This window comes from Variovorax boronicumulans (genome assembly GCF_040544675.1).
Classification (GTDB): domain Bacteria; phylum Pseudomonadota; class Gammaproteobacteria; order Burkholderiales; family Burkholderiaceae_C; genus Variovorax; species Variovorax boronicumulans_D.
In genome coordinates this window covers 43250-63325 of sequence record NZ_JBEPKK010000018.1, presented here as the reverse complement: position 1 = coordinate 63325, position 20076 = coordinate 43250, and the positions used below count along the sequence as shown (strand labels likewise).

The 20076-nt window shown below is 61.2% G+C and carries 16 protein-coding genes and 1 tRNA gene; 7 read left to right on the top strand and 10 right to left on the bottom strand.

Annotated elements, in window-relative coordinates; all coding sequences use genetic code 11:
• Nucleotides 1–28: 28 nt before the first annotated feature.
• The 5 genes from ABIC90_RS24340 to ABIC90_RS24320 all read right to left on the bottom strand — a co-directional run bounded on the left by ABIC90_RS24340 (nt 29) and on the right by ABIC90_RS24320 (nt 7444).
• Nucleotides 29–460: a hypothetical protein gene (locus ABIC90_RS24340; RefSeq protein WP_354358746.1), complete on the bottom strand. Its 432-nt coding sequence runs from the start codon at nt 458–460 to the stop codon at nt 29–31.
• Between the two features lie 272 nt (nt 461–732).
• Nucleotides 733–2526 carry a monovalent cation:proton antiporter-2 (CPA2) family protein gene (locus ABIC90_RS24335; protein WP_354358744.1) on the bottom strand — a complete coding sequence of 598 codons (1794 nt, stop codon included), beginning with the start codon at nt 2524–2526 and terminating at the stop codon, nt 733–735.
• A 327-nt stretch (nt 2527–2853) separates the two neighbouring features.
• Complete coding sequence (locus ABIC90_RS24330; RefSeq protein WP_354358742.1) at nt 2854–4662, bottom strand: phospholipase D family protein; 1809 nt, start codon at nt 4660–4662, stop codon at nt 2854–2856.
• 111 nt (nt 4663–4773) lie between these two features.
• Complete coding sequence (locus ABIC90_RS24325) at nt 4774–6969, bottom strand: xanthine dehydrogenase family protein molybdopterin-binding subunit (RefSeq protein ID WP_354358740.1); 2196 nt, start codon at nt 6967–6969, stop codon at nt 4774–4776.
• Between the two features lie 13 nt (nt 6970–6982).
• Nucleotides 6983–7444, bottom strand: a complete 462-nt coding sequence (locus ABIC90_RS24320; RefSeq protein WP_354358738.1) for a (2Fe-2S)-binding protein — start codon at nt 7442–7444, stop codon at nt 6983–6985.
• 966 nt (nt 7445–8410) lie between these two features.
• Here ABIC90_RS24320 and ABIC90_RS24315 point away from each other — a divergent pair.
• Nucleotides 8411–9247 (top strand): helix-turn-helix domain-containing protein, encoded by an 837-nt coding sequence (locus ABIC90_RS24315; RefSeq protein ID WP_354358736.1) that lies wholly within the window; start codon nt 8411–8413, stop codon nt 9245–9247.
• Between the two features lie 337 nt (nt 9248–9584).
• Here the strand turns inward: ABIC90_RS24315 and ABIC90_RS24310 are convergent, their stop codons facing one another.
• The 3 genes from ABIC90_RS24310 to ABIC90_RS24300 form a co-directional block, all read right to left on the bottom strand.
• A complete protein-coding gene (locus tag ABIC90_RS24310) occupies nt 9585–10412 on the bottom strand; it encodes a hypothetical protein (RefSeq protein WP_354358734.1) in 828 nt (275 codons plus the stop codon).
• A gap of 47 nt (nt 10413–10459) precedes the next feature.
• On the bottom strand, nt 10460–11368 hold the full coding sequence (locus ABIC90_RS24305) for a LysR family transcriptional regulator (protein ID WP_354358732.1): 909 nt from the start codon (nt 11366–11368) through the stop codon (nt 10460–10462).
• 313 nt (nt 11369–11681) lie between these two features.
• A complete protein-coding gene (locus ABIC90_RS24300) occupies nt 11682–11909 on the bottom strand; it encodes a hypothetical protein (RefSeq protein ID WP_354358848.1) in 228 nt (75 codons plus the stop codon).
• Between ABIC90_RS24300 and ABIC90_RS24295 the strand changes: the two genes are divergently transcribed.
• From ABIC90_RS24295 to leuD, 6 genes are read left to right on the top strand one after another with little or no spacing between them, the layout of a single operon-like run.
• Nucleotides 11800–12783 carry a Bug family tripartite tricarboxylate transporter substrate binding protein gene (locus ABIC90_RS24295; protein ID WP_354358842.1) on the top strand — a complete coding sequence of 328 codons (984 nt, stop codon included), beginning with the start codon at nt 11800–11802 and terminating at the stop codon, nt 12781–12783. The genes ABIC90_RS24300 and ABIC90_RS24295 overlap by 110 nt on opposite strands.
• Nucleotides 12784–12794: 11 nt before the next feature.
• The gene (locus ABIC90_RS24290) at nt 12795–13526 is read left to right on the top strand and encodes a Sua5/YciO/YrdC/YwlC family protein (protein ID WP_354358730.1); all 732 of its coding nucleotides are present in this window, start codon (nt 12795–12797) and stop codon (nt 13524–13526) included.
• A 45-nt stretch (nt 13527–13571) separates the two neighbouring features.
• Nucleotides 13572–14771: a CaiB/BaiF CoA transferase family protein gene (locus ABIC90_RS24285; protein WP_354358728.1), complete on the top strand. Its 1200-nt coding sequence runs from the start codon at nt 13572–13574 to the stop codon at nt 14769–14771.
• A gap of 9 nt (nt 14772–14780) precedes the next feature.
• Nucleotides 14781–15707, top strand: a complete 927-nt coding sequence (locus ABIC90_RS24280) for a hydroxymethylglutaryl-CoA lyase (RefSeq protein WP_354358726.1) — start codon at nt 14781–14783, stop codon at nt 15705–15707.
• Nucleotides 15708–15717: 10 nt separating this feature from the next.
• Nucleotides 15718–17142, top strand: a complete 1425-nt coding sequence (gene leuC, locus ABIC90_RS24275; protein ID WP_354358724.1) for a 3-isopropylmalate dehydratase large subunit — start codon at nt 15718–15720, stop codon at nt 17140–17142.
• The gene (gene leuD / locus ABIC90_RS24270) at nt 17139–17768 is read left to right on the top strand and encodes a 3-isopropylmalate dehydratase small subunit (RefSeq protein ID WP_354358722.1); all 630 of its coding nucleotides are present in this window, start codon (nt 17139–17141) and stop codon (nt 17766–17768) included. The genes leuC and leuD overlap by 4 nt, the downstream gene beginning before the upstream one ends.
• 507 nt (nt 17769–18275) lie before the next feature.
• Here leuD and ABIC90_RS24265 read toward each other — a convergent pair.
• Both ABIC90_RS24265 and ABIC90_RS24260 read right to left on the bottom strand, forming a co-directional pair.
• Nucleotides 18276–18352 (bottom strand) — tRNA-Met (locus tag ABIC90_RS24265).
• Between the two features lie 53 nt (nt 18353–18405).
• Nucleotides 18406–20004: a vWA domain-containing protein gene (locus ABIC90_RS24260; RefSeq protein WP_354358720.1), complete on the bottom strand. Its 1599-nt coding sequence runs from the start codon at nt 20002–20004 to the stop codon at nt 18406–18408.
• Nucleotides 20005–20076: the final 72 nt, after the last annotated feature.

Genomic DNA, 20076 nt, shown 5'->3' with positions numbered 1-20076 from the left:
AAGTGGTGTTGGTGGCTCACGCCGAGCGCTACCGGACGGGTTGCTTGGGCGCCAAGTAGCCAACGTTTGGTCGCACACTATCGTCCGTGTAGCAGGCGCCAGTCGGCACGTAGCGTAGAACCTTTTCGCCTTGAATGTAAAACAGGTTATTGCATACCACCCGGCTATCGGAGCAAGTGGTAAATGCGCTGTGGCTCACATACTTCTTATCTCCACGGCGTACACCGAGGTTGGTGAAGCATTGCTCCACTTCTTTACTGTTTACGTAGTTGCGTGTCTCGACGCCGCTGGCGGTCTGTGCGCGGTACATGGGCATCGTTAAGAACACCGGATGCGCGTCCAGGGCCTCGACAGGAGCGCCCACCCAAGCATCCAAATCTTGCTGGCGCACGGTGGCGCAACCGCTGATAAAGCCGGCGATCAATACAGTGTTGGTGAGAGATCTAAAAAACGACATCATTCGCCTTTCATACTTTGTTAAATCTACGATTGCAGCGTGCGAGAGGTCTTGGTATTCGCCGTATCAGCCGGCGTCCTATCGTGTCGCGCAGGTCGATGCACAAGAACTCGAATCTGCCGCGCGGAAGCGCAGTAACCGTGGTTCGTCTTGGTCAACCGCTTTGATCGGATTGAAAGGGCACGTCCGATCAAGTGCGAATTGCCATGATGAAAGGCGTGCGTGTTGTTCCCTAAAGGGCATCGGCATTGAGAAGTCACCGCGCGTTCGGGCGTTCAAGGCACAGGCGCTTCAGCGCTGCTGCTATCGCGGTTCCCACGATTGCGCAGACCGGCCTGCAGCAATGCGCGACCAGCGAATGCGTCGCCTGCCACCTCCAAGTCGAAGCGATCGTCATCCAGCCGGCGCAAGTCTGAAATGACGGCGCTGGCTTCATCCACAGTCGCGCCAGTGGCCAACATTGCTTCGTAGCCCATCTTCATAGCCGATTCGAAGGTCTCCCGAATCACGGTGTCCGCACCATTGGTCTGGACCAGTTCCACCGCGTGCTGACGGTCGTAGGCCCGCACCAACACGCGCGCGTGCGGACATTCGGCTCTCACGCTCTCGGCGATGCGCGTTGCGGCGGCCTTGTCATTGACGCAGACCAGAATGGCGCTGGCGGTGTGCGCGCCGGCGGCGTGCAGCACATCGGACCGCGCCCCGTCGCCGTAGTAGACCTTGAAGCCCAGGTAGTTCTGCGCATCGCGAATCACTTGGGTGTCGTTGTCAATCACGGTCAGCGAGGCGCCGCGCGCCACCACGCCCTGGCTGGCGATCTGGCCGACGCGGCCGAAGCCGATGACCAGCACGCTGGCCTGCCGGTCTTGCGCCGCTTCCACGCCTTCCATCGACTCTGCAACGCGTGGGCCCCAGCGCTGGTGGGCCAGGACGATCAGCGGTGTCAGCGCCATCGACAGTACGACGACGGCAGTCATGTTGGCGTTGACGGTGGCATCGATGACGCCCGCACCCAGGGCCGCCGCGAAGAGCACGAACGCGAACTCCCCACCCTGCGCCATCAGCACGGCGCGATCGAGCGCGTCGGCGTGCGAGCTCTTGGCGAGGCGCGCCACGGCGTAGATGCACAGCGCCTTGGTCACCATCAGCGCCACCACGCCGGCCACGATCAGCTGCCAGTTGCGGCCCACGACGGCCAGATCCAGCGACATGCCTACGCCAAGGAAGAACAGCCCCAACAGCAGTCCGCGGAAGGGTTCGATGTCGGCCTCAAGCTGATGGCGGAAGGTGGACTCGGACAGCAGCACGCCCGCCAGGAACGCGCCCATGGCCATCGACAAGCCGCCCAACTGCATCAACAGCGCCGCACCGAGCACCACCAGCAACGCAGCGGCCGTCATGACCTCGCGCGCCTTGGCGTTGGCCAGGATTCGGAAGAACGGGTTCAACAGCCAGATGCCGGCGGCCACCAGCGCGGCCAGCGCACCCAGCGCCAGACCGATCACGCCCCAGCGTGAGGGCACCACGGCGGCGTCCAGCGCCGGCGGAGCGATGAAAGCCACGATGGCCAGCAGCGGCACGATCAGCAAGTCTTCAAAGAGCAGGACGGAGACGATGCGCTGACCGCGTGGCGCAGCGATGTCGCCTCGCTCGCCCAGCAGCTGCATCACGATGGCGGTCGACGTGAGTACGAAGCCCGTAGCACAGACGAATGACACGGCCAGGGGGAAGCCGAAGCCGATGCTGACCAGCGTGAGCAGCAAGCCGCACACCAGGCACTGGAGGCTGCCCAGCCCGAAGATCTGCTTTCGCAGACTCCACAAGTGGGAGGGCCGCATTTCCAGCCCGATCACGAACAGGAACATCACCACGCCCAGCTCGGCCACGTGCAGGATAGCCTGCGGGTCGGTGAACAGCTTGAAGCCGAAGGGCCCGATGGCCAGGCCCGCGGCCAGATAACCCAGCACGGAGCCGAGGCCGATTTTCTTGAAAAGCGGCACCGCCACGACGGCAGCACCGAGCAGACTCACGACCTTGATCAGGTCACCCGCACTTCCTTCGACAGCCATCGGGTCAACCTCTCGAAAGTGGCGAAGCCGCGATGGCTGTGACCACCGTCGGCACTGCAAACACCAGATGCAGCAAACCCGCTGCGCCCCTCATCGTCGTCATGTGCATAGAAGCCTTTTTACTGAATTACAAGCACGCATAACAGGCCCTTTCGGGCCCCTAGCGATCTTGCTATTGTCTCAACGTCAAAAGCCGCTGGCAGGACATTTAGCCGAGGGATCTCGCGCCCAATGGCGGCGGTTCTGTTGGATTCACCCCATCCCTGATCGTGCATCTACCGAGCCAATTTCCGGCGGAAATCAACACTCGTACACCGCACGCACGCCCTACAACAGCCATTCGATCGGCAACACTTGCAATACGTTGATCAACAATCGGTTCCACGTCGTGCTGCCCGGCTCCTCACGCCAAACGCGTTCGCCTTGTGACGAGCGCTCAACCCACTCCAGGTTGTGACCATCGGGTTGAAGCCGCACTTCGTAAGCGCGCTGGGGAACAACGTCGTCCATCAACGAGGCGATCTCTTCAGCCATTACCGGGCTGTCAATAACTACACCCATCTCGGTGTTCAGTCGTTCCGATCGCGGATCGAGATTGAAGGAGCCGACGAACAGCAAGCGCCGATCGGTCACGAAGGTCTTGGCGTGCAAGCTCGATGCCGAACTCCCCCCGCTGCCGCTGCTACCTGAGCCCGAACCAGACCCAAAGCTGGATGCGGCGCGTGGGGCCGAGTCGAATTGGGACGTAGTCTGTCCATCTTGGCTCATTTCCTGCCGCTCGCGGTCGCGCGACTTTCTGGCCTGCTCACGGGCAGTGTCCCAACGTTGCGCCGTGTACTCCGGTTTGAGCTCATACAGCCGTACACCACCTTGCAGGAGTCGCACCCGATATTTTGAGTAGCCTGCGTGCACGGCCACCACGTCTGTGGAGACCAGGGCATTGGTGAGGACCCGGACGTTGACGCCCCGCTTGGCGAAACCGGTCAGCATCTCGGTGAGCTCTTCACCGGCCACGAAATAAGGCGAGACCGCATTCAGTTCCTTGCCGGGATTCCCCATCAACTCCACGAGGCGCGCATTCAACAATTCCTCGCGTTTGGGTGTGCGGCGGCCTTTCTCCGGACTGTCATGGACCACGCGGGCGGTGGCCCATGTAAACGGTAGTTCGTATCTGGCAATCTGGCGCGCGACGAGCGTCTTGCGCACCGCCTCAACGTAGATTTGCGCCGCTGGGGCTGCATGTACGCGAGCCCATGACGCCTGCACCTGAGCCAGGCCGTCGCTCGCCGCGGGCGGCAGCACGGCAGCTGAGGGATAGACAACGTCGCTGTTCCAGTAGAGGTCAAACTCATTCGACACATCTTGGGCCACCGGACCGATGCCCAGCACGTCCATGTCTTGAAATGCGACGCCCTCGGCGGCGCCGAAGTACTCGTCACCGACATTGCGCCCACCGACAATGGTCACCTGGTTGTCGACGGTCAGCGACTTGTTGTGCATGCGGCGATTCAGTCGCGAGAAGTCCAGGGCGAGGTTGGCAAAGCGGACGTTCCGATTCACGTAGGGGTTGAACAGCCGCAATTCGATATTTGGGTGCGCGTCCATCGCGGCCAACACGGCGTCCTGTCCATCGGTGTGATGATCATCCAGAAGTACCCGCACCCTTACACCGCGTTCTGCGGCTTGCCACAAGGCTTCCCATAACATTTGGCCCGTGGCGTCCTGGTGCCAAATGAAGTACTGCAGGTCAACGCTGCGCTGCGCCATATTCACCAAGGCGATGCGGGCAGCGAAAGCATCCGGACCTTCGGTAAGAGAGTGAAAGCCGGACAGGCCCGGGTGGGGCGCCGTCAGGGGAGCGGCGGCCCGGCCAAGCGCGGTGTCGCCGGTGTCTTTCATGGCCGTGCTCGGTTCACGAGGCATCGACGTAGGCATGCCTGCACAAGCCGTGAGCACCGTCAGCACAAGGCTTGAGTACAGGACCCGGAAGAAAGACTGGTGCAGCATGGTGCCTCTAGGTGGACGCATGGAGTGAATCTGGACTGCCTTGATCTGCAGGAACGCGTCGGTCTGTGCTCCGCCCTCGCGGCCACCCCCATCGGCGAACGCGTTGTTCGAGATCGCGCTTGCGGTCATACGGCGCTGCCGGAGCAACCCTGGGTGTCGTTAAAAAACGCTCAAGGCGCTCGGATCAGAGATCTTCGGGCAGCCCGCTTTTGCCACTTGCGAATGCGAGAAGACCACTCGTCATACGTTGAACGGCAGACTTCGATGTCTCTTACCGGTGAGCGCTGCGATCGCATTGGCCATAGCGGGCGCAATGGGCGGAACCGAAGGCTCACCGATTCCGGTGGGTGGTTCCGCCGAGGGCACGATATGCACCGTCATCTTCGGCATGTGCGCATGCGTCGGCACGCGGTAGTCGTTCCAGTTATGTTGCTGCACATGGCCATCCTTGAGGGTGATCTCCGCGCCAGGGATCGTCATGCCTAGGCCCATCAACAGGCCGCCTTGCACTTGCGCCTCGATGGTGCGTGGATTCACCGGCATGTTGCAATGGACCGAGGCAGTCACCTGATGCAGCAAAGGTTCGTTTCCACGCATCGAAACTTCGACCACATAGGCCACCACACTGCTGAAGGATTCGTGCACAGCCACTCCCCATGCGTGCCCGCGGGGCAAGGGCTTTTTGCCGTAGCCGGATTTCTCAACTGCGAGGTCCAACGCGGCGAGATTGCGCGGATGCTTCGCGAGGAGCCGGCGGCGGTACGCGACGGGGTCAATGCCCCCGGCACGCGCCAGTTCATCGACCAAGGTTTCCATCACGAAGGCGGTGTGACTGTGTCCCACCGAACGGAACCACAGCACCGGAACGTTCACCTTCGGATGGTGCACCTCGAGTGCGATCGGAAAGGGGTACGGGCTTCCGGCCACGCCCTCGACCATCGTCTCGTCAACGCCATCTTTTACCGTGAACGGCTCAAGTGGGGTTCCGCCCGTGATCGACTGGCCGACGATCATGTGCTTCCAAGCCAACACGGTGCCTTTGCCATCGTGGGCTATCTCGACGCGGTGCAGGTGCATCGGCCGGTAGTAACCGCCACGAACGTCATCCTCGCGCGTCCAGATCATCTTGATAGGTTCGCGGCGGCCTGCGGCATAGCGCGCCTTGGCAACCTGTGCGGCGTCGACCACGTAATCGGAAGTCGGCGTGGCACGCCGTCCAAATCCTCCGCCGGCCATCATGGTGTTCAAGGTGACCTGTTCGGGTTTCAGACCCAAGACGTTCGCCACCGCAGCTTGGTCAGCCATCTGAAGTTGCGAGCCCACCCACACCGTGCATTGATCACCGCGATAGTCGATGTTGCAATTGAGCGGCTCCATCGGCGTGTGCGCCAGGTACGGGAAGGTGTACTCGGCGGTGATCTTCAGCCGGGCACCTGCCAGCGCGGAGGTATCGGGCGTATGGGCCGAATGCGCTTTCGTGCCGGACTGGCGCGCCAACGCCCGATACCTTGCCCACAAGGCGTCTGTGTCTGCCTTCTCAACGCCCGCAGTGTCCCACTCGACCTTCAAGGCCTCGCGCGCCATGCGCGCGGGCCAAAACCCGTTCGCCACAACGGCAAGACCGACGCCTCCGTTGTAGAGCGGCACCTGGTAGATGTCCTCCACGCCAGCAATTGCTTTGGCCTGCGTTGCGTCAAATCGTGCAACCTTCGCGCCAAACACGGGCGGATGCAGCATCACCACGGTGCGCATGGCGGGCAATGTGAAGTCGATCCCGAACTTCTGCTGGCCGCTCGACTTGTCGCGTGCATCGAGCCGGCCAGTGGGTTTTCCGATGAACTTGAATTGATCGGCTGACTTGAGCTGAACGCTCTTCGGGATTGGCTCGGCCAATGCTGCGGTGGCCAGATCACCGTAGGTCAGGCGGCGGCCATCCGGTGCAATCACCACGCCGGCCTCGGTCTTGAGCAGCGAAGCCGACACGCCTAGCCGCTTGGCAGCGGCGCCAACCAGCATCGCGCGCATGCGGGCACCGATCTCGCGGTATTGGATCCACGAGTGTTTCATGGTGGTGGAGCCGCCGACGATTTGCATCTTGTACACGGGGTCCATATAGGCCTCGCCAGCCGGGCCCAGATTGCAACGCACTTTGGCCCAGTCGGCATCCAACTCCTCGGCCACCAGCATCGGCAACGCAGTCTGCACGCCTTGGCCGATGTCGGTCTTTCCGATGGTGACCGTGACGATGCCATCCGCGTCAATGCTCACGAAGGCACTGGGTTGCTGCTGTGGCGTGAGTGCGTCCTCCGGCTTTGCCGACGGCGTCTGCGCATCAATTGCCATCGCGTACACCGCGAAACCGGTGCCTACACTCAGTTTGAGGAAGTGTCGGCGCCCCATCTCGCTGGCGCCCATAGCAGCTTGCAAGCGTTTCATGTTTGCTGCTCCTTCAAGCGATAGATTTCGCCGCGTCCAGCACAGCGGCATGGATGCGTGCATAGGTGCCGCAGCGGCACAGGTTGGCGCTCATCGCCTTGTCGATGTCGGCATCGGACGGCCGCTTGTTGACTTTGAGCAGCGCTACTGCGGACATGATCTGTCCGCTCTGGCAGTAGCCGCACTGCACCACGTCGTGGCGCACCCATGCCTCTTGCACTGCACGCCCGACTTCGTCCTGCTCGGCGATCGCTTCGATCGTGCTGAGGCTCTGGCCGGCGATGGACTCCACAGGTGTCACGCAGGATCGACGTTGCTGGCCGTCAACGTGCACGGTGCACGCACCACACACCGCAATCCCGCAACCAAATTTGGTTCCTGTCAGGCCCAGCGTGTCACGCAGGACCCACAGAACCGGTGTGTCGCCCGGCACATCAACCGTCTGCGGCTGACCATTCAATTGAAATGAGATCATGGCCGGCTCCTCGAGGAGGGTTGGGTGTTCACGATGCCAGAGTCAGCGACAGCTCGCAGGCTCTTGGCTGCATCGGCATTCAGTTCAGCACGGGTCCGTCCGACCGAGGAACGCAACGGTTCGCGCGAATCGCACGGCGCACCGTTTCGAATCCAGGTCCGGACCTGCTCGTCGAAAGTGGGTTTGTCCATTGGTGGCAGCTGGCGGCCCGGCCCAGGCTCCCAGCCCCAGAACACTAAGTGATCAGTCGCCATGTGTTCCTCAAGCATTGCGATTGAGCGCGCCCCGTTAGTTTTGGGATCGCGGAACACCTTGCAAAGTGCCGGACCTGACAAACCAAGCCATGACATCTTCATGTGCGCTGGTGGCATGTGCCAACCGGGCTTGCCATCGGTCTCCAGTCCAGGTGGTGCATTGGCAAGTGGACTGTTCTGGGTCGAGTGGCACGTGGCGCACTGCAACGGGGCGACGCCTCTGCCATCAAGCCCGCGCTGGACTGGCGGGTAGTGCAAGCGCTTGAAGTCCCCTTGCAGGGGCGCCTCTGGCACGTGGCAGTTCACACATCTCGGATGCAGCAGCACCCGCTCCATCTGCGCGAAAGCCTGCAAACCCGCACTTCGGCTCGGCGTGGGCGAGACCTGCGTTGGTTGGAAATTTCCTGCGGGCCCCGCCGCTGTTGCCGCGAATGACAACAGGCTGGCGCAAAAGGCCAAGTGTCGCCACAAGGATGCTTGTACTCGAGTCATTCGTGGGTTCCCCTCTTTTTTCCGCCGGTTGCATAGTGAAAGCATTGCCTGCGTCTCGGTCGATATTCAGCCTTTGCGTTGACCGAGAGTCATGAGTCCGCAAGGCTGCAGCAAGTCTAGGCCGGCATCCTAGGTAGCAACAGGTCGGCCGCATCCTAGGAAACAAATTCCCAGTCATCTGGCAGTACAGGAGTGCCGCTTTCGAAAGTAGGATTCGCCTATGCCAGACGTTCTCCCGCTCAACAAAAGTGCACTTGGTGATTTCCTGCGAGCCCGGCGTGCCGAACTCCGTCCCGCTGAAGTGGGTCTGCCGGACAGCTTGAATGCCCGCAGAGTGCCGGGTTTGCGCCGCGAGGAGGTTGCGCAACTCGCCGGCATCAGCTCCGACTACTACAACCGCTTGGAGCAGGGACGACTGCTTCCCTCTCTCCCAGTCCTGGCTGCCATCGGCCGCAGCTTGCGATTGGACACCGATCAGACGGTCTATTTGCGACGCTTGGTACAAGGCGCATCGCACCGTTCCGTCTCCAGGCCAACGCAGACGGTCGGCCCTCAGACCGCGCGCCTTATTGCGCTATTGGATTCGGTTTCCGTTGTGGTGTTTGGGCGATGCCTTGACGTGCTTGGCTGGAACTCTGTCGCGGCAGAGTTGTTGGGAGATTTTTCGGCGTGCCCGGCCGAACAGCGCAACTTCATCCGCATGGCATTTCTCGACCCCGTGGTGCGTGCTCGCCATGTCGATTGGGAGGCATCCGGTCGGCAATGCGTTGCTTATTTGCGCATGGATGTGGTGCGTTACCCGGACGACGCGCGGATCAGCGCAATGGTCAGCGAGCTTTCTGCGATAGATGTTGATTTTCGAACCTGGTGGACGTCGCACCAGGTCGCTATTCCTACCTTCGGACAGAAACGCATCAGGCATCCCGTTGCAGGCTTGCTAACGCTCGACTGGCAGATGCTGGGCTGCGCAGAAGACCCCGATCAGATGATCTACGTGATGAGCGCCCCCTCAGGAAGCCCAACAGCAGATGTGCTGGCAAGCTGGCAAAGTCACTGAGGTAGCGGTGGCCTGTGCCTTGTGCAGGCACCGCCGGTACCTCAGGTTCGCGACGGCGGCATGGCTGCCGCCGGAACCGCCGCCCACACGTTGATCAGTCGCTTCGTCGATCACCCCTACTACCGGCAGGAGGTGATCGACACGCGCTCCAACGATCACACGCCGGCTCGATGCGGGCAAGCTGGCGTAGCCCTGGACTCTCTGCACGAAGCCCACAAGCGCTTCTTGCTGGTTGCACGCGTGTTGGACGCTGATGAGACGCCGTTGCGCTGCTCGATCCAGGCTATATCAAGGCCAAGCGCACTCCGCGTAGTTGCGATTCGATCGCGGTTCAGGCTCAATCGATTCTGTAAAAAAGTCGAAGAATCCACGACAGCTGATACGCGAGCATGCCTACTACGAAAACATTGTGAAAGAGCCTGTTTGGCGTCACGGCGCCTGCAACGCAAAGCGCGACGAGAATAGGCGTACGGATCAAGTATTCAAAGGCGAACTTCTGGAAGTGAGCATCTCCCTTGATGAAGGTATCCACAACGTCCAGCAGGAAGGTTGCGGCCATTAATCCGAAGAACCACTCACGGCGCGCGTAGAAGTAGTCTTCATAGCTCTCGTAGTCCCGCAAGCTATCTGGGAACAGCAACGCGCACAGCAGAAAGAGCGTCACAGCGTAGCTGACAATGAAGGCGTAGGTCCCGAAGGTCCAAGCTTGGATCTGGAATAGACCGAATTCCCACCACCAAAAGTGCACCATCGCCAACAGAACGGACGCCACCCAGCCAAGGTGGACCACGTAGAGCCGGTATTGACTAGGGTGCTGCACGATACGAGCGACGCCCGAAAGCAGTCGCGTGAGGCCAAGGCCAATAACCATGCCCATCACAACCCGAATATGCGGGAAGATGTCATGAGCGGAGATAACTTGTTGCTGCATTTCGGAATTAATGAGCGGGTGGCTATTCAAAGGACAGGTTCTGGCTGAAGGCAGCCGTGACCAATCGAGCCAGGTTCTGAAACTGCGGCGTTCGAGTGCGCTGATGGATCCTGAGGCGGCACGAGCGCCCGGACGCGGGCCAAAACCGCAGTCTAGCGTGCCGGCGGGGAACGATTGCGGGATCAAGATGGCGGCCAGCCCCTCGCCCACCGCCACCATGTGGCGGAAGATCAATCGAAGTCGACACGGAGTAACTCCACCGCCGCGGGATGAGATCTGTCCTATTTGCTCGTTTTGACACCGGCGACCGCGATCAAGATGTCCTTGACGGCGGCAGCGGCAGGAGAGAACGAGCGGTCTTTCCTTCGCACGACTCCTAACGTGCGATTCAAGACCGGACGCACCAAGGGCACGTAGGTCAATGCCGGATGGTGTTCAGTCGGCAGTGCCATACGCGGAAGAATTCCAACGCCCAATGCTGCCTCCAGCATGGCATGCACAGTGGACAGTTGTGATGCGTCAAACACGCGGCCAAATTTCACGCCGCTCAAGAGCACTTGCTCGGCGACGACGGCGTTGGCCCCGCTCGCGGTAGAGAACGACACGTAACCTTCGTTGTCCAGTTCTGACCACATCACGCTCCGCTTGCGTGCCAGCCGGTGATTCTTGACGCAAACCAGATAGAACGCCTCCTCGACGAGCTTCTCGAAAACCAACTCCTCCGGCAGGGCGCCCTCTACTTTTGCCACGATGCCGAAGTCTGCCTCCCCATAGCGCACCACATCGATCACTCTGGCTGCCACCTCGTCTCTCAACGTGAGTTTGACTTCCGGGAACTGTTTCGCGCACTCGATGAGCACGGCAGGCATGAGCCTTCCTGCCACCGAAGCGATACTGCTGATCACTACATGGCCGCGCCGCGACTGGGCGATCATCCCGACCTCGTTCACCAGCGCGTCCAGGTCATTCAGCGAGCGCCCAAGGCTTGAGAAGAAAGCCTCACCGACGACAGTTGTCCGAACCATCCGAGAAGTCCGGTCGAACAAGCTCACGCCAAGCGCGGCCTCGAGTTCGATCACTGCGAGGGACAAGGCAGGCTGTGACATCGAAACGGCATCGGCTGCTCGCCGAAAGCTTCCGTGGTGTGCGACCGCAAGGGCGGCGCGCAACTGCCTGAGGGTGTAGTGCATATGAAAATCAACTGACTATCGACGACAACAAAACCGCAAGCTGGACGGGTCAAACTCTTCGTCGGCCCGCCACCAAGCGCTGGCCCCGCCTGGCGGGATTCCACTGCGAACCCCTGCGGCTGGATTCGCGGCCTCGGCGCCCCTTCAAGCAGTTCGAAATCACGGTCGGCTTGCTTTCACCGGATCTACGGCCGCTGACAACTACTGTCACAGGCCGAGCGCACCCGTACCCAAGCGAGCGCGTGCGAAGGGAATCCTTGGACACATGGATTTCATGCGGACCAGTCTCAAGAACCGCGCGGAGCCTATCGTCTCAGCGCCACGCAAGCATACGATTTTCAAATCGATCCATAAGAATAATAATCTTTTCTTTGTTGTCCGCGCTTTTTACCATTGCTCGCACTGGAACAAAAAAAGCGGAGACAGCGATGATGAACAGACGTTTCGCGACAGCCTCAATCCTCTTGCCGTTGGCGGCGGCCGCTTCGTTGCCCGCATTCGCCGCGGAGGCGTATCCCACCCGACCGATAAAGCTCATCATTCCGTTCTCCGTTGGCGGAGGGACCGACACGGTTTCCCGCGTCTTCGCTGATCACTTGAAGAACCGCCTGGGCCAGGCCGTGATCGTGGAGAACAAAGGCGGGGCGGGCAGTGCAGTTGGCACAGAACACGTGGTTCGCTCGGAACCCGACGGGTACACCTTGCTCGTCAATGCCGACACCGTTGGCATATTTCCGCTGATCTACCCCAACCTGAAGTTTGATGTCCGTACCGATCTGACGCCCATCTCCTTCTTCGCATCGGCTCCCATCGTCTTGGTCGCTCATCCCTCGGCCTCCGTCAAGGATGTAGCCGAACTCATCGCCCTCGCCCGCAAACAGCCTGGCGCCGTGACGCTTGCAACCTCCGGGCTCGGTACCCCGCACGACCTGGCGGCCATCCTGTTCAGCCGGGCCGCGAAAGTAGAGCTCAACGAGATCGCCTACAAAGGAAACGGCCCGGCTCTTGCCGATGTTGTTGCCGGGCATGTCCAGATCGGCATGTTCACGCTGTCTTCTGTTCAAAGCTATGCGGCAGCCGGAAAGCTGAAGCTTCTCGCCGTTACCAGCAGCAAAAGGACGCCGCTCGCACCGGAGGTTCCCTCCATGGCAGAGGCCGGGCTGCCGAGTGTGGACATGAGCAGCCGCTACTTGCTGCTAGCGCCTGCCAAGACACCCAAAGCTGTCGTAGGCCGGTTTGAGAAGGAAGTTGCAGAAATGGCGCGCACGCCTGCCTTCCGGGACCAGTTATCCAAGATGGGGTTTGAAACGCTGAGCACTACTTCGAAGGACACCGAGGCGCTCCTTCAAAAGGAACGCGAGCGGTGGGCCCCCATCTTTGATAGCGCGAAGCTTGCACCGAAACCCATCAACTGAAAGGCACTGAAATGACTGTTCTTGACATCGCCGGCGACGCTCGCCGTGCATTCGACGTAGCAAAAAATGGGGGCATCGTCATTTTCCCCGTGGACGTCGGGTACTCCATGATTGGCGGCTCGAGGGAGTCGCTTCAGCGGATCTTCAAAACCAAGGAGCGGGGTGGCCACAAGCGCAATGCGCTCATCTGCGACATGGAAACCCAGCGCGAGCTTCATGTCCTGGACAAGAAGAAGCAGCAGATGATCGAGGCGATCACGCAGGACTACAACCTGCCGATCGGCCCCATCGCCCCCTACCGTGTTGACCATCCGCTGATGCGCGAGCTGGACCCCGATTCGCTGGTGGGCAGCACGGTCGGCGGCACGCTGGCCATGCTCGTGAACGCCGGGCCGTTCCATGCGGAGATCTGCCGTCTCAGTCGGGAGGAAAACCACCCGCTGTTCGGCTCCTCTGCCAACCTGACCGGCACGGGCACCAAGTTTCGCGTGGAAGACATTCAACCCGAATTGCGAGCCATCGCAGACGTCACCATCGACTACGGGCTGCGCAAGTACCACACGTACAAGCGCTCGGCAACGCTCATCAACTTCGAGACCATGAAGGTCGTTCGCGTCGGCTCTTGCTATGAACTCATTGCCGACGTGTTGAAGCGGCACTTCAAGATTGAATTGCCGCCCGAATCGGTTGCAGTCAGCCCTCACGGCCACGTCGACGAGTTCGCACTGCCCGTTATCGCCTGAGCGTCAACGACTTCCGCGCCCAACCCCAAGAGATTGAGATTCAACATGGCCCCGCTCGAAGGTATCAAAGTTCTCGACTTGACGCACATGCTTTCGGGCCCCTACGGGACCATGCTGCTGACGGATCTGGGGGCGAGCACGATAAAGGTGGAGCCCCCTGGTTCCGGGGAGGGAACGCGCGCTCTCCTGGCCACGGACGAAGACTACTCACGTCATGGGATGGGGGCCTATTTTCTGACGCTGAACAGAAGCAAGAAGAGCGTCGCTATCGACCTCAAGTCAGAACAGGGTCGCGGGGTGTTCTTGGACCTGGTGCGCGAGGCAGACGTGGTGTTCGACAACTTCGCAGTGGGCGTGACCAAACGTCTTGGCATCCACTATGAGGACCTCGTTCAAGTGAACGCGCGCATCATCACGTGTTCGGTCAGTGGCTTCGGCGGTTACGGGCCTGGAGCCAACCGGCCGGCATTTGACCAGGTGGTGCAAGCCATGGGCGGGGGGATGTCGATCACCGGCTTCCCCGACCAACCCCCGGTGCGCTCAGGAATCGCCATCGGCGACTTGGGCGGTGGCATCTTCGGCGCGATGGGCGTACTCGCCGCGCTTCAAGCGCGAAGCGTCACCGGCAAAGGCCAACATGTGGACGTCTCCATGCTGGACGCGCAGATCTCGTTGCTCAATTACATGGCAACGATGCACCTTATGTCAGGACACGTTCCAGAGCGTATTGGTAATGGGCACTTCGTCCATGTTCCATACAACACCTTCAAGACAAGCGATGGCTACCTCGTCATCGCCTGCATTGGGGACGCGTTTTTCGAGAAGCTGCTGGCAGTCATCGACCGTCCGGAACTCTCGAACCCTGCCTACAAGAAGCAGCCAGCACGCTACGCCGACAAAGCGCTCATCGAAGGGGTGGTAGGCGAGGAGTTGGCGAAACATTCCAACGGGTACTGGCTGGAAAAGCTGGCCGCTGCGCGGGTCCCTTGCGCGCCGGTAAACAACTTCGAGCAAGCCACCAACGATCCGCAGGTGCTGGCGAGAGACATGGTTGTCGAAGTGGCGCTGCGCCAAGGAGGCACTGTCCGCATGCCAGGCGTCCCAATGAAATTCAGCGATACCAGCAGCACCTCGTTTACCAGCCCGCCGCTCCTTGGCGAGCACACCAATGAAGTGCTTGCTTCCACCCTTGGCTATGACCAAGAGAAGATCAGCCACCTCCTCGCCGCAGGGGCGATCCAGTAGGAATCCAGGATGACACCCGACCGTCAGATCCGAATCACCGAGGTCGCATTGCGCGACGGACTTCAGGGCCACACGACCTTCGTTCCGACTGAGCAGAAGTTGCTGCTTCTGCGTTCGCTCTCAAAGGCGGGATTGAACAACATCGAAGCGACCAGTTTCGTGTCACCGAAAGCGGTACCGCAACTCGCAGACGCCGAGGAACTCATCGCACGGTCTCGGGACTTGCCGGGGGTTCAGCTGTCCGCTCTCGCTTTGAACCTCAAAGGCGTTGAACGTGCGATTGACAGCGGCGTTCACGAGGTTGCGGTGGTGCTGAGTGCCACGGACACCATGAACCGAAAAAATGCCGGGATGTCGCTTCACCAAGCGACCATTGCAAGTGAAGACGTCATTCGTCGCGCGGCATCCCACCAACTGCCATCTCGCGCGTACATCTCAGTTGCGTTCGAGTGTCCATTCGAGGGAGCGGTGCCCAGCGAGGTGGTCTTGCGCCTCGCGTTGCGAATGCTGGAAGCGGGTGCAACTGAACTTGTCATTGCGGACACCATTGGGGCGGCGGGACCCGCGCAGGTCCAAGAACTGTGCAGGGTTCTTGCAGAGTCAATACCCGTTGAGCGGATCGGTCTTCACTTGCACGATACGCGTGGCTTGGGCATTGCTAACGCCTGGGCCGGCATTTCTGTCGGCATCCGTCGCTTCGACTCCAGCGCGGGCGGCCTTGGCGGCTGCCCGTTCGCCCCCGGCGCGGCTGGAAATCTGGCAACGGAGGATCTCGTACTGATGGCTGAGTCCGGCGGATACGCGACGGGGGTAGATCTGCCCGCCCTGTACGACGCAGTGGAACTTGCCAGCCAAATCACGGGCCGTGAGTTGGGCGGACGCTCGATGTCGTGGGCCAGAACTCGCCGAGATGCTGCGTTGGTCGGATCCTCGTAGAGCGTGCGCCATGACTATTGCGACATCACCAAGAACGCTTTTCCAGAAGCTGTGGGAGGCGCACCTCGTTGGATCGTCCGACGGCCGCGCGCAGATCTACATCGACCGTCACCTGGTGCACGAGGTCTCGTCCCCTCAGGCATTCGAAGGGCTGCGGGACGCCGGACGCCCGCTGTGGCGTCGGCGGTCGATTCTGGCCGTTCCAGACCACAACGTTCCGACTACAGACCGTGCCAACGGAGTTTCTGAGGGCCTTTCCAAAGTTCAACTCGACACCCTGAGCAACAACGCCGGAGCTAACGGGCTTCGCTACTTTCCTCTGACCGATGTCCGGCAGGGAATCGTTCATGTGGTGGGGCCCGAACAGGGGTTCACCCTGCCAGGGCTGACCGTCGTTTGCGGAGATTCGCACACGACGACTCACGGAGCGCTCGGCTGCCTGGCGTTCGGAATCGGAACCTCCGAAGTCGAGCACGTCATGGCAACGCAGACCGTTTTCATGCCGGTGCCGAAGACGATGAGGGTGACCTTTCGGGGCAAACTTGCCCGCGGCGTGTCAGCCAAAGACATGGCACTTTTTTTCATCGGGCAGGTGGGGACGAGCGGAGCAACAGGCCATGTCATCGAATTCGATGGCGAAGCAGTGACGGCGCTTTCAATTGAAGGCCGCATGACACTGTGCAATATGTCCATTGAAGCCGGTGCCCGCGCTGCACTGATTGCAGTGGATGACGAGACCATCACCTACGTCAAGGACCGTCCCCTTGCTCCAAAAGGCGCAATGTGGGAGGAAGCGGTGGCTCAATGGCGAGATCTGGTGTCGGATGCTGGCGCGTTGTTCGACTCCGTGGTGTCTATCGATGCTGGCGCAATTGCACCTCAAGTCACGTGGGGTACCTCACCGGACATGGTGGGCGCGGTGTCAGACCTTGTGCCGGACCCGCAAACCATCGGTGATCCGACGCGCCGCTCTAGCGTGGCGCATGCCCTGGCTTACATGGGGCTGCAGCCGAACACCAAGCTTGACGAGATTCAGATCGACCATGTGTTCATAGGATCGTGCACCAACTCGAGAATCGAAGACCTCAGAGCGGCGGCCCAGATCCTGAAAGGCCGAAAGGTTTCGGATCGCGTGAGGCAGGCGTTGGTCGTACCTGGTTCAGGGTTGGTTGCGCAGCAGGCGATTCGCGAGGGCCTGGACCGAGTCTTCGTTGAAGCCGGTTTTCAGTGGCGCGCACCTGGCTGCTCGATGTGCCTGGGCATGAACGGCGACGAGATTGGGTCGGAGGAGCGCTGCGCATCCACCTCCAACAGGAACTTTGAAGGGCGCCAGGGAGACCGGGGACGCACGCACTTGGTGAGTCCTCAGATGGCAGCTGCCGCAGCTATCGCTGGCACCTTCGTCGACATCCGGGAAGGCTGGTTGCCAACATGATGCCGTTCATTTCTCACTCCGGCTTGGTATTGCCATTGGACCGCGCCAACGTCGATACCGATGCACTGGTGCCAAAGCAATTTCTGAAGTCCATATCTCGCACGGGATTCGGACCTAACTTGTTCGATAGTTGGCGTTACTTGGACCCCCATGTAGAGGGCTCTGACGAGCCGCGGCGTGAGAACCCGGACTTCATACTGAATCGTCTCTCCTATCGCGACAGCACCATCCTTTTGGCACGCGAGAACTTCGGGTGCGGGTCCAGCCGGGAACACGCTGCCTGGGCATTGAAAGACTACGGCTTTCGCGCGCTCATCGCACCTTCCTTTTCTGACATCTTTACTGCCAATGCATACAAGAACGGGCTGTTGCCAGTCGTGCTCGAGCCGCGTGAAGTCGACGCGCTGTTCGCTGCTGCTGCCCAGGATGCTTCCATGAGCGTGAGCGTCGATTTGCGATACGACACCGTCGCGCATCCAGTGCTTGGTAGTTTTAGATTCAGCGTCCCCGAGACACAAAAGCAGGCATTGCTGCAAGGCGTCGATGACGTTGGCTCGACGCTCATGAATGCACAGCGCATTGCAGAGTTTGAGGCGGCCCACACAGCCAAACAACCGTGGATCTGAATTGTCGGAATGAATTCGACAGCACGGCGGTCTCGAACTGGTCGATACGCGCGAATGCGGTCGAAGTTGGCGACAACCAGAAGGACCTGTTTCTTATATAGCGCTGAGCGATAGCAGTCGGCAGCAACCCGGGTGGCGGCCTCGACAAAGGTGAGGCGACCGCTTCGAGCCTTAGCTGAAGGCTATGTGACTGCTCGGATGTCCGCATCCGAGCCGTAGCACCCATCTAGCGCATTGCGATGAGCGAGGCATTCAGTTCTCGCCCAGGGCGACGACTTTTTTCCAGCATTGCTTGGGGTGATTCCGGCTCGATGCTGGCACGGGTCCGTCACTCAGGACGTCTGCTTTGCAGCGCAAACTGACTGTGGAACCACAAATGGATCTGTGAGCGGAAAGGCTTGCCCATCGGCAGTTCAAAAAATGCGGAAGCAAGGGCAATGAAAAAGCCCTAAGTAGTTGATTTACTTAGGGCTTTTGGACTTGAGCGGACAACCGCAAAAGTAGTGTTGGTGGCTCTTCACGGATTCGAACCGCGGACCTGTGGATTATGATTCCATCGCTCTAACCGACTGAGCTAAAGAGCCTTTTCAGCGTTTCACGCCGAGCCCAAGATTATAGCCCAGGCTTTTGGGCGAGTTCAACCACCGGCCGGCAACTTGCCCAATTCTTCGGACACCAGCCGCACGATCAGCCGGTCCAGCGTCTGCACCGAGTAGTTCGCAACGTCGTGCTGCGTCTGCAAACCCGGCCCGCTGGCGGGGTTCGAGGCCTCCTTGTAGGTCAGGAAAACAAAGCGCCCGCCGGTGTACTGGGCAATCTGGCGCTGGATGTATTCGCCCTGCCTGTCGAGCCCCGAAGCGCCCACGCTGAACACCTTGATGCCCTTGCCCAGCGCGGCGACCATGCTGTCGTCGTATTGCGGACCGGCGTAGTCCAGGTGCGGCGGCGCGTCGGCCAGCAGCACGACCATGCGGGTGGCGCCCGTGCCGCGCCAGCTCAGCCGGTGGACCGTGTCGGCCAGCGCTTCGTTCATCGCCTCGGGGTAGTCGCCACCTCCCGCGGCCTGCAGCGCGTCGAGCACGCCCTGGAAGGCGTTCAGGTCGTTGGTGAAGTCGTGGCGGCGCACGACGAAGTCGTCGGTGGTGTCGCGGTAGGCCACCAGGCCGAAGCAGGTGTCGGGGCGGCTCGGCAGCCGCGCCACCTCGTCGGCGATGGTGCGCAGGGTGGACTTGAGCCTGGCGATCTCGTCGCCCATGGAGCCGGTGGCATCGATCAGGAACACCAGGTCGAGCCGGGCGCGCGCGGGAGCTGTGCCGGGCTTGTCGATGACCACGTCGATCGCGTTCTTCTGGCCGCGCTGCAGAAAGGCCGTGCCTTGCCCGCCGTTCTTGCGGACCGTGACCTGGTACATCTGGCTGTGCGAGCCGTCGAAGGCCAGCGGATGCACCCAGGCACGCCCGCCCGCGTCGGTGCGCGCCCACATGGCCGCGCCGCTGGCCGCCTGCACCGCCACTTCGGCATCGGGCACTACGGCACCGCGTGCGTCGCGCACCTGCAGCAGGTAGCGCATGCTGATGTCGCGCTCGCGGTGCGCCACCTGGGTCCGGCCGCGGAAGTTCAGGTACTCGTGGAAGTCGGCGTTGTCGTCGACCATGCCGGCGGTGACGGGTTCGTTGGCGGGGCGCGGGACCGGGGCGGGTGACTTGATGGTCGCGTGGGGCGCGGATGGGGTGGTTGCGGCGGGCGGGGCAGGCACGGCAGGCAGGGCGGGCAGGGCGGGCGAAGAGGGCGCCACGGCGACCGGCGTCGGTTCGGAGGCAGGCGCCGCCGCCGCCGCGCTCATTTCGCGAGCGCTCGAGCCATGGGCCTTCGCGGCTGCCGATGCGGGCGGCGTGGGCTTGCGCAGCGCTTCGGGCGAAGCCGCGTCCAGGCTCGCGCCTTCCGCCATGTCGGCAAGTCTGCGCTTTTCGAGCTGGGCATTTTTTCTCGTGCCCGGCGTCTCGTGGGTCTGCACCGGCCGCGCACAGTGTGTGGCCGAAGGCGCCTGGAAATTCGGCTCGGTCTGCTGCATCACCTGAAGGGCGGGCTTCGGCCATTGCGCGGTGCTTTTTTCGATCCTGGCCCCGAGGGCCGGAATCTCATGAGCACCGCTGGCGGTCAGCAGCAACTGGGCGCACAGCAGCACGACCAGCGGGCGGCGCAAAGGAAGACGGTGGGGCGCGAAGCAAAGGGCCATGGAAGAACTCCGGGTTGTGGATGCAGGCTGATACGGCGGGCCCGCCGCGGCGGGGTTAAACCGCCCGCTTTC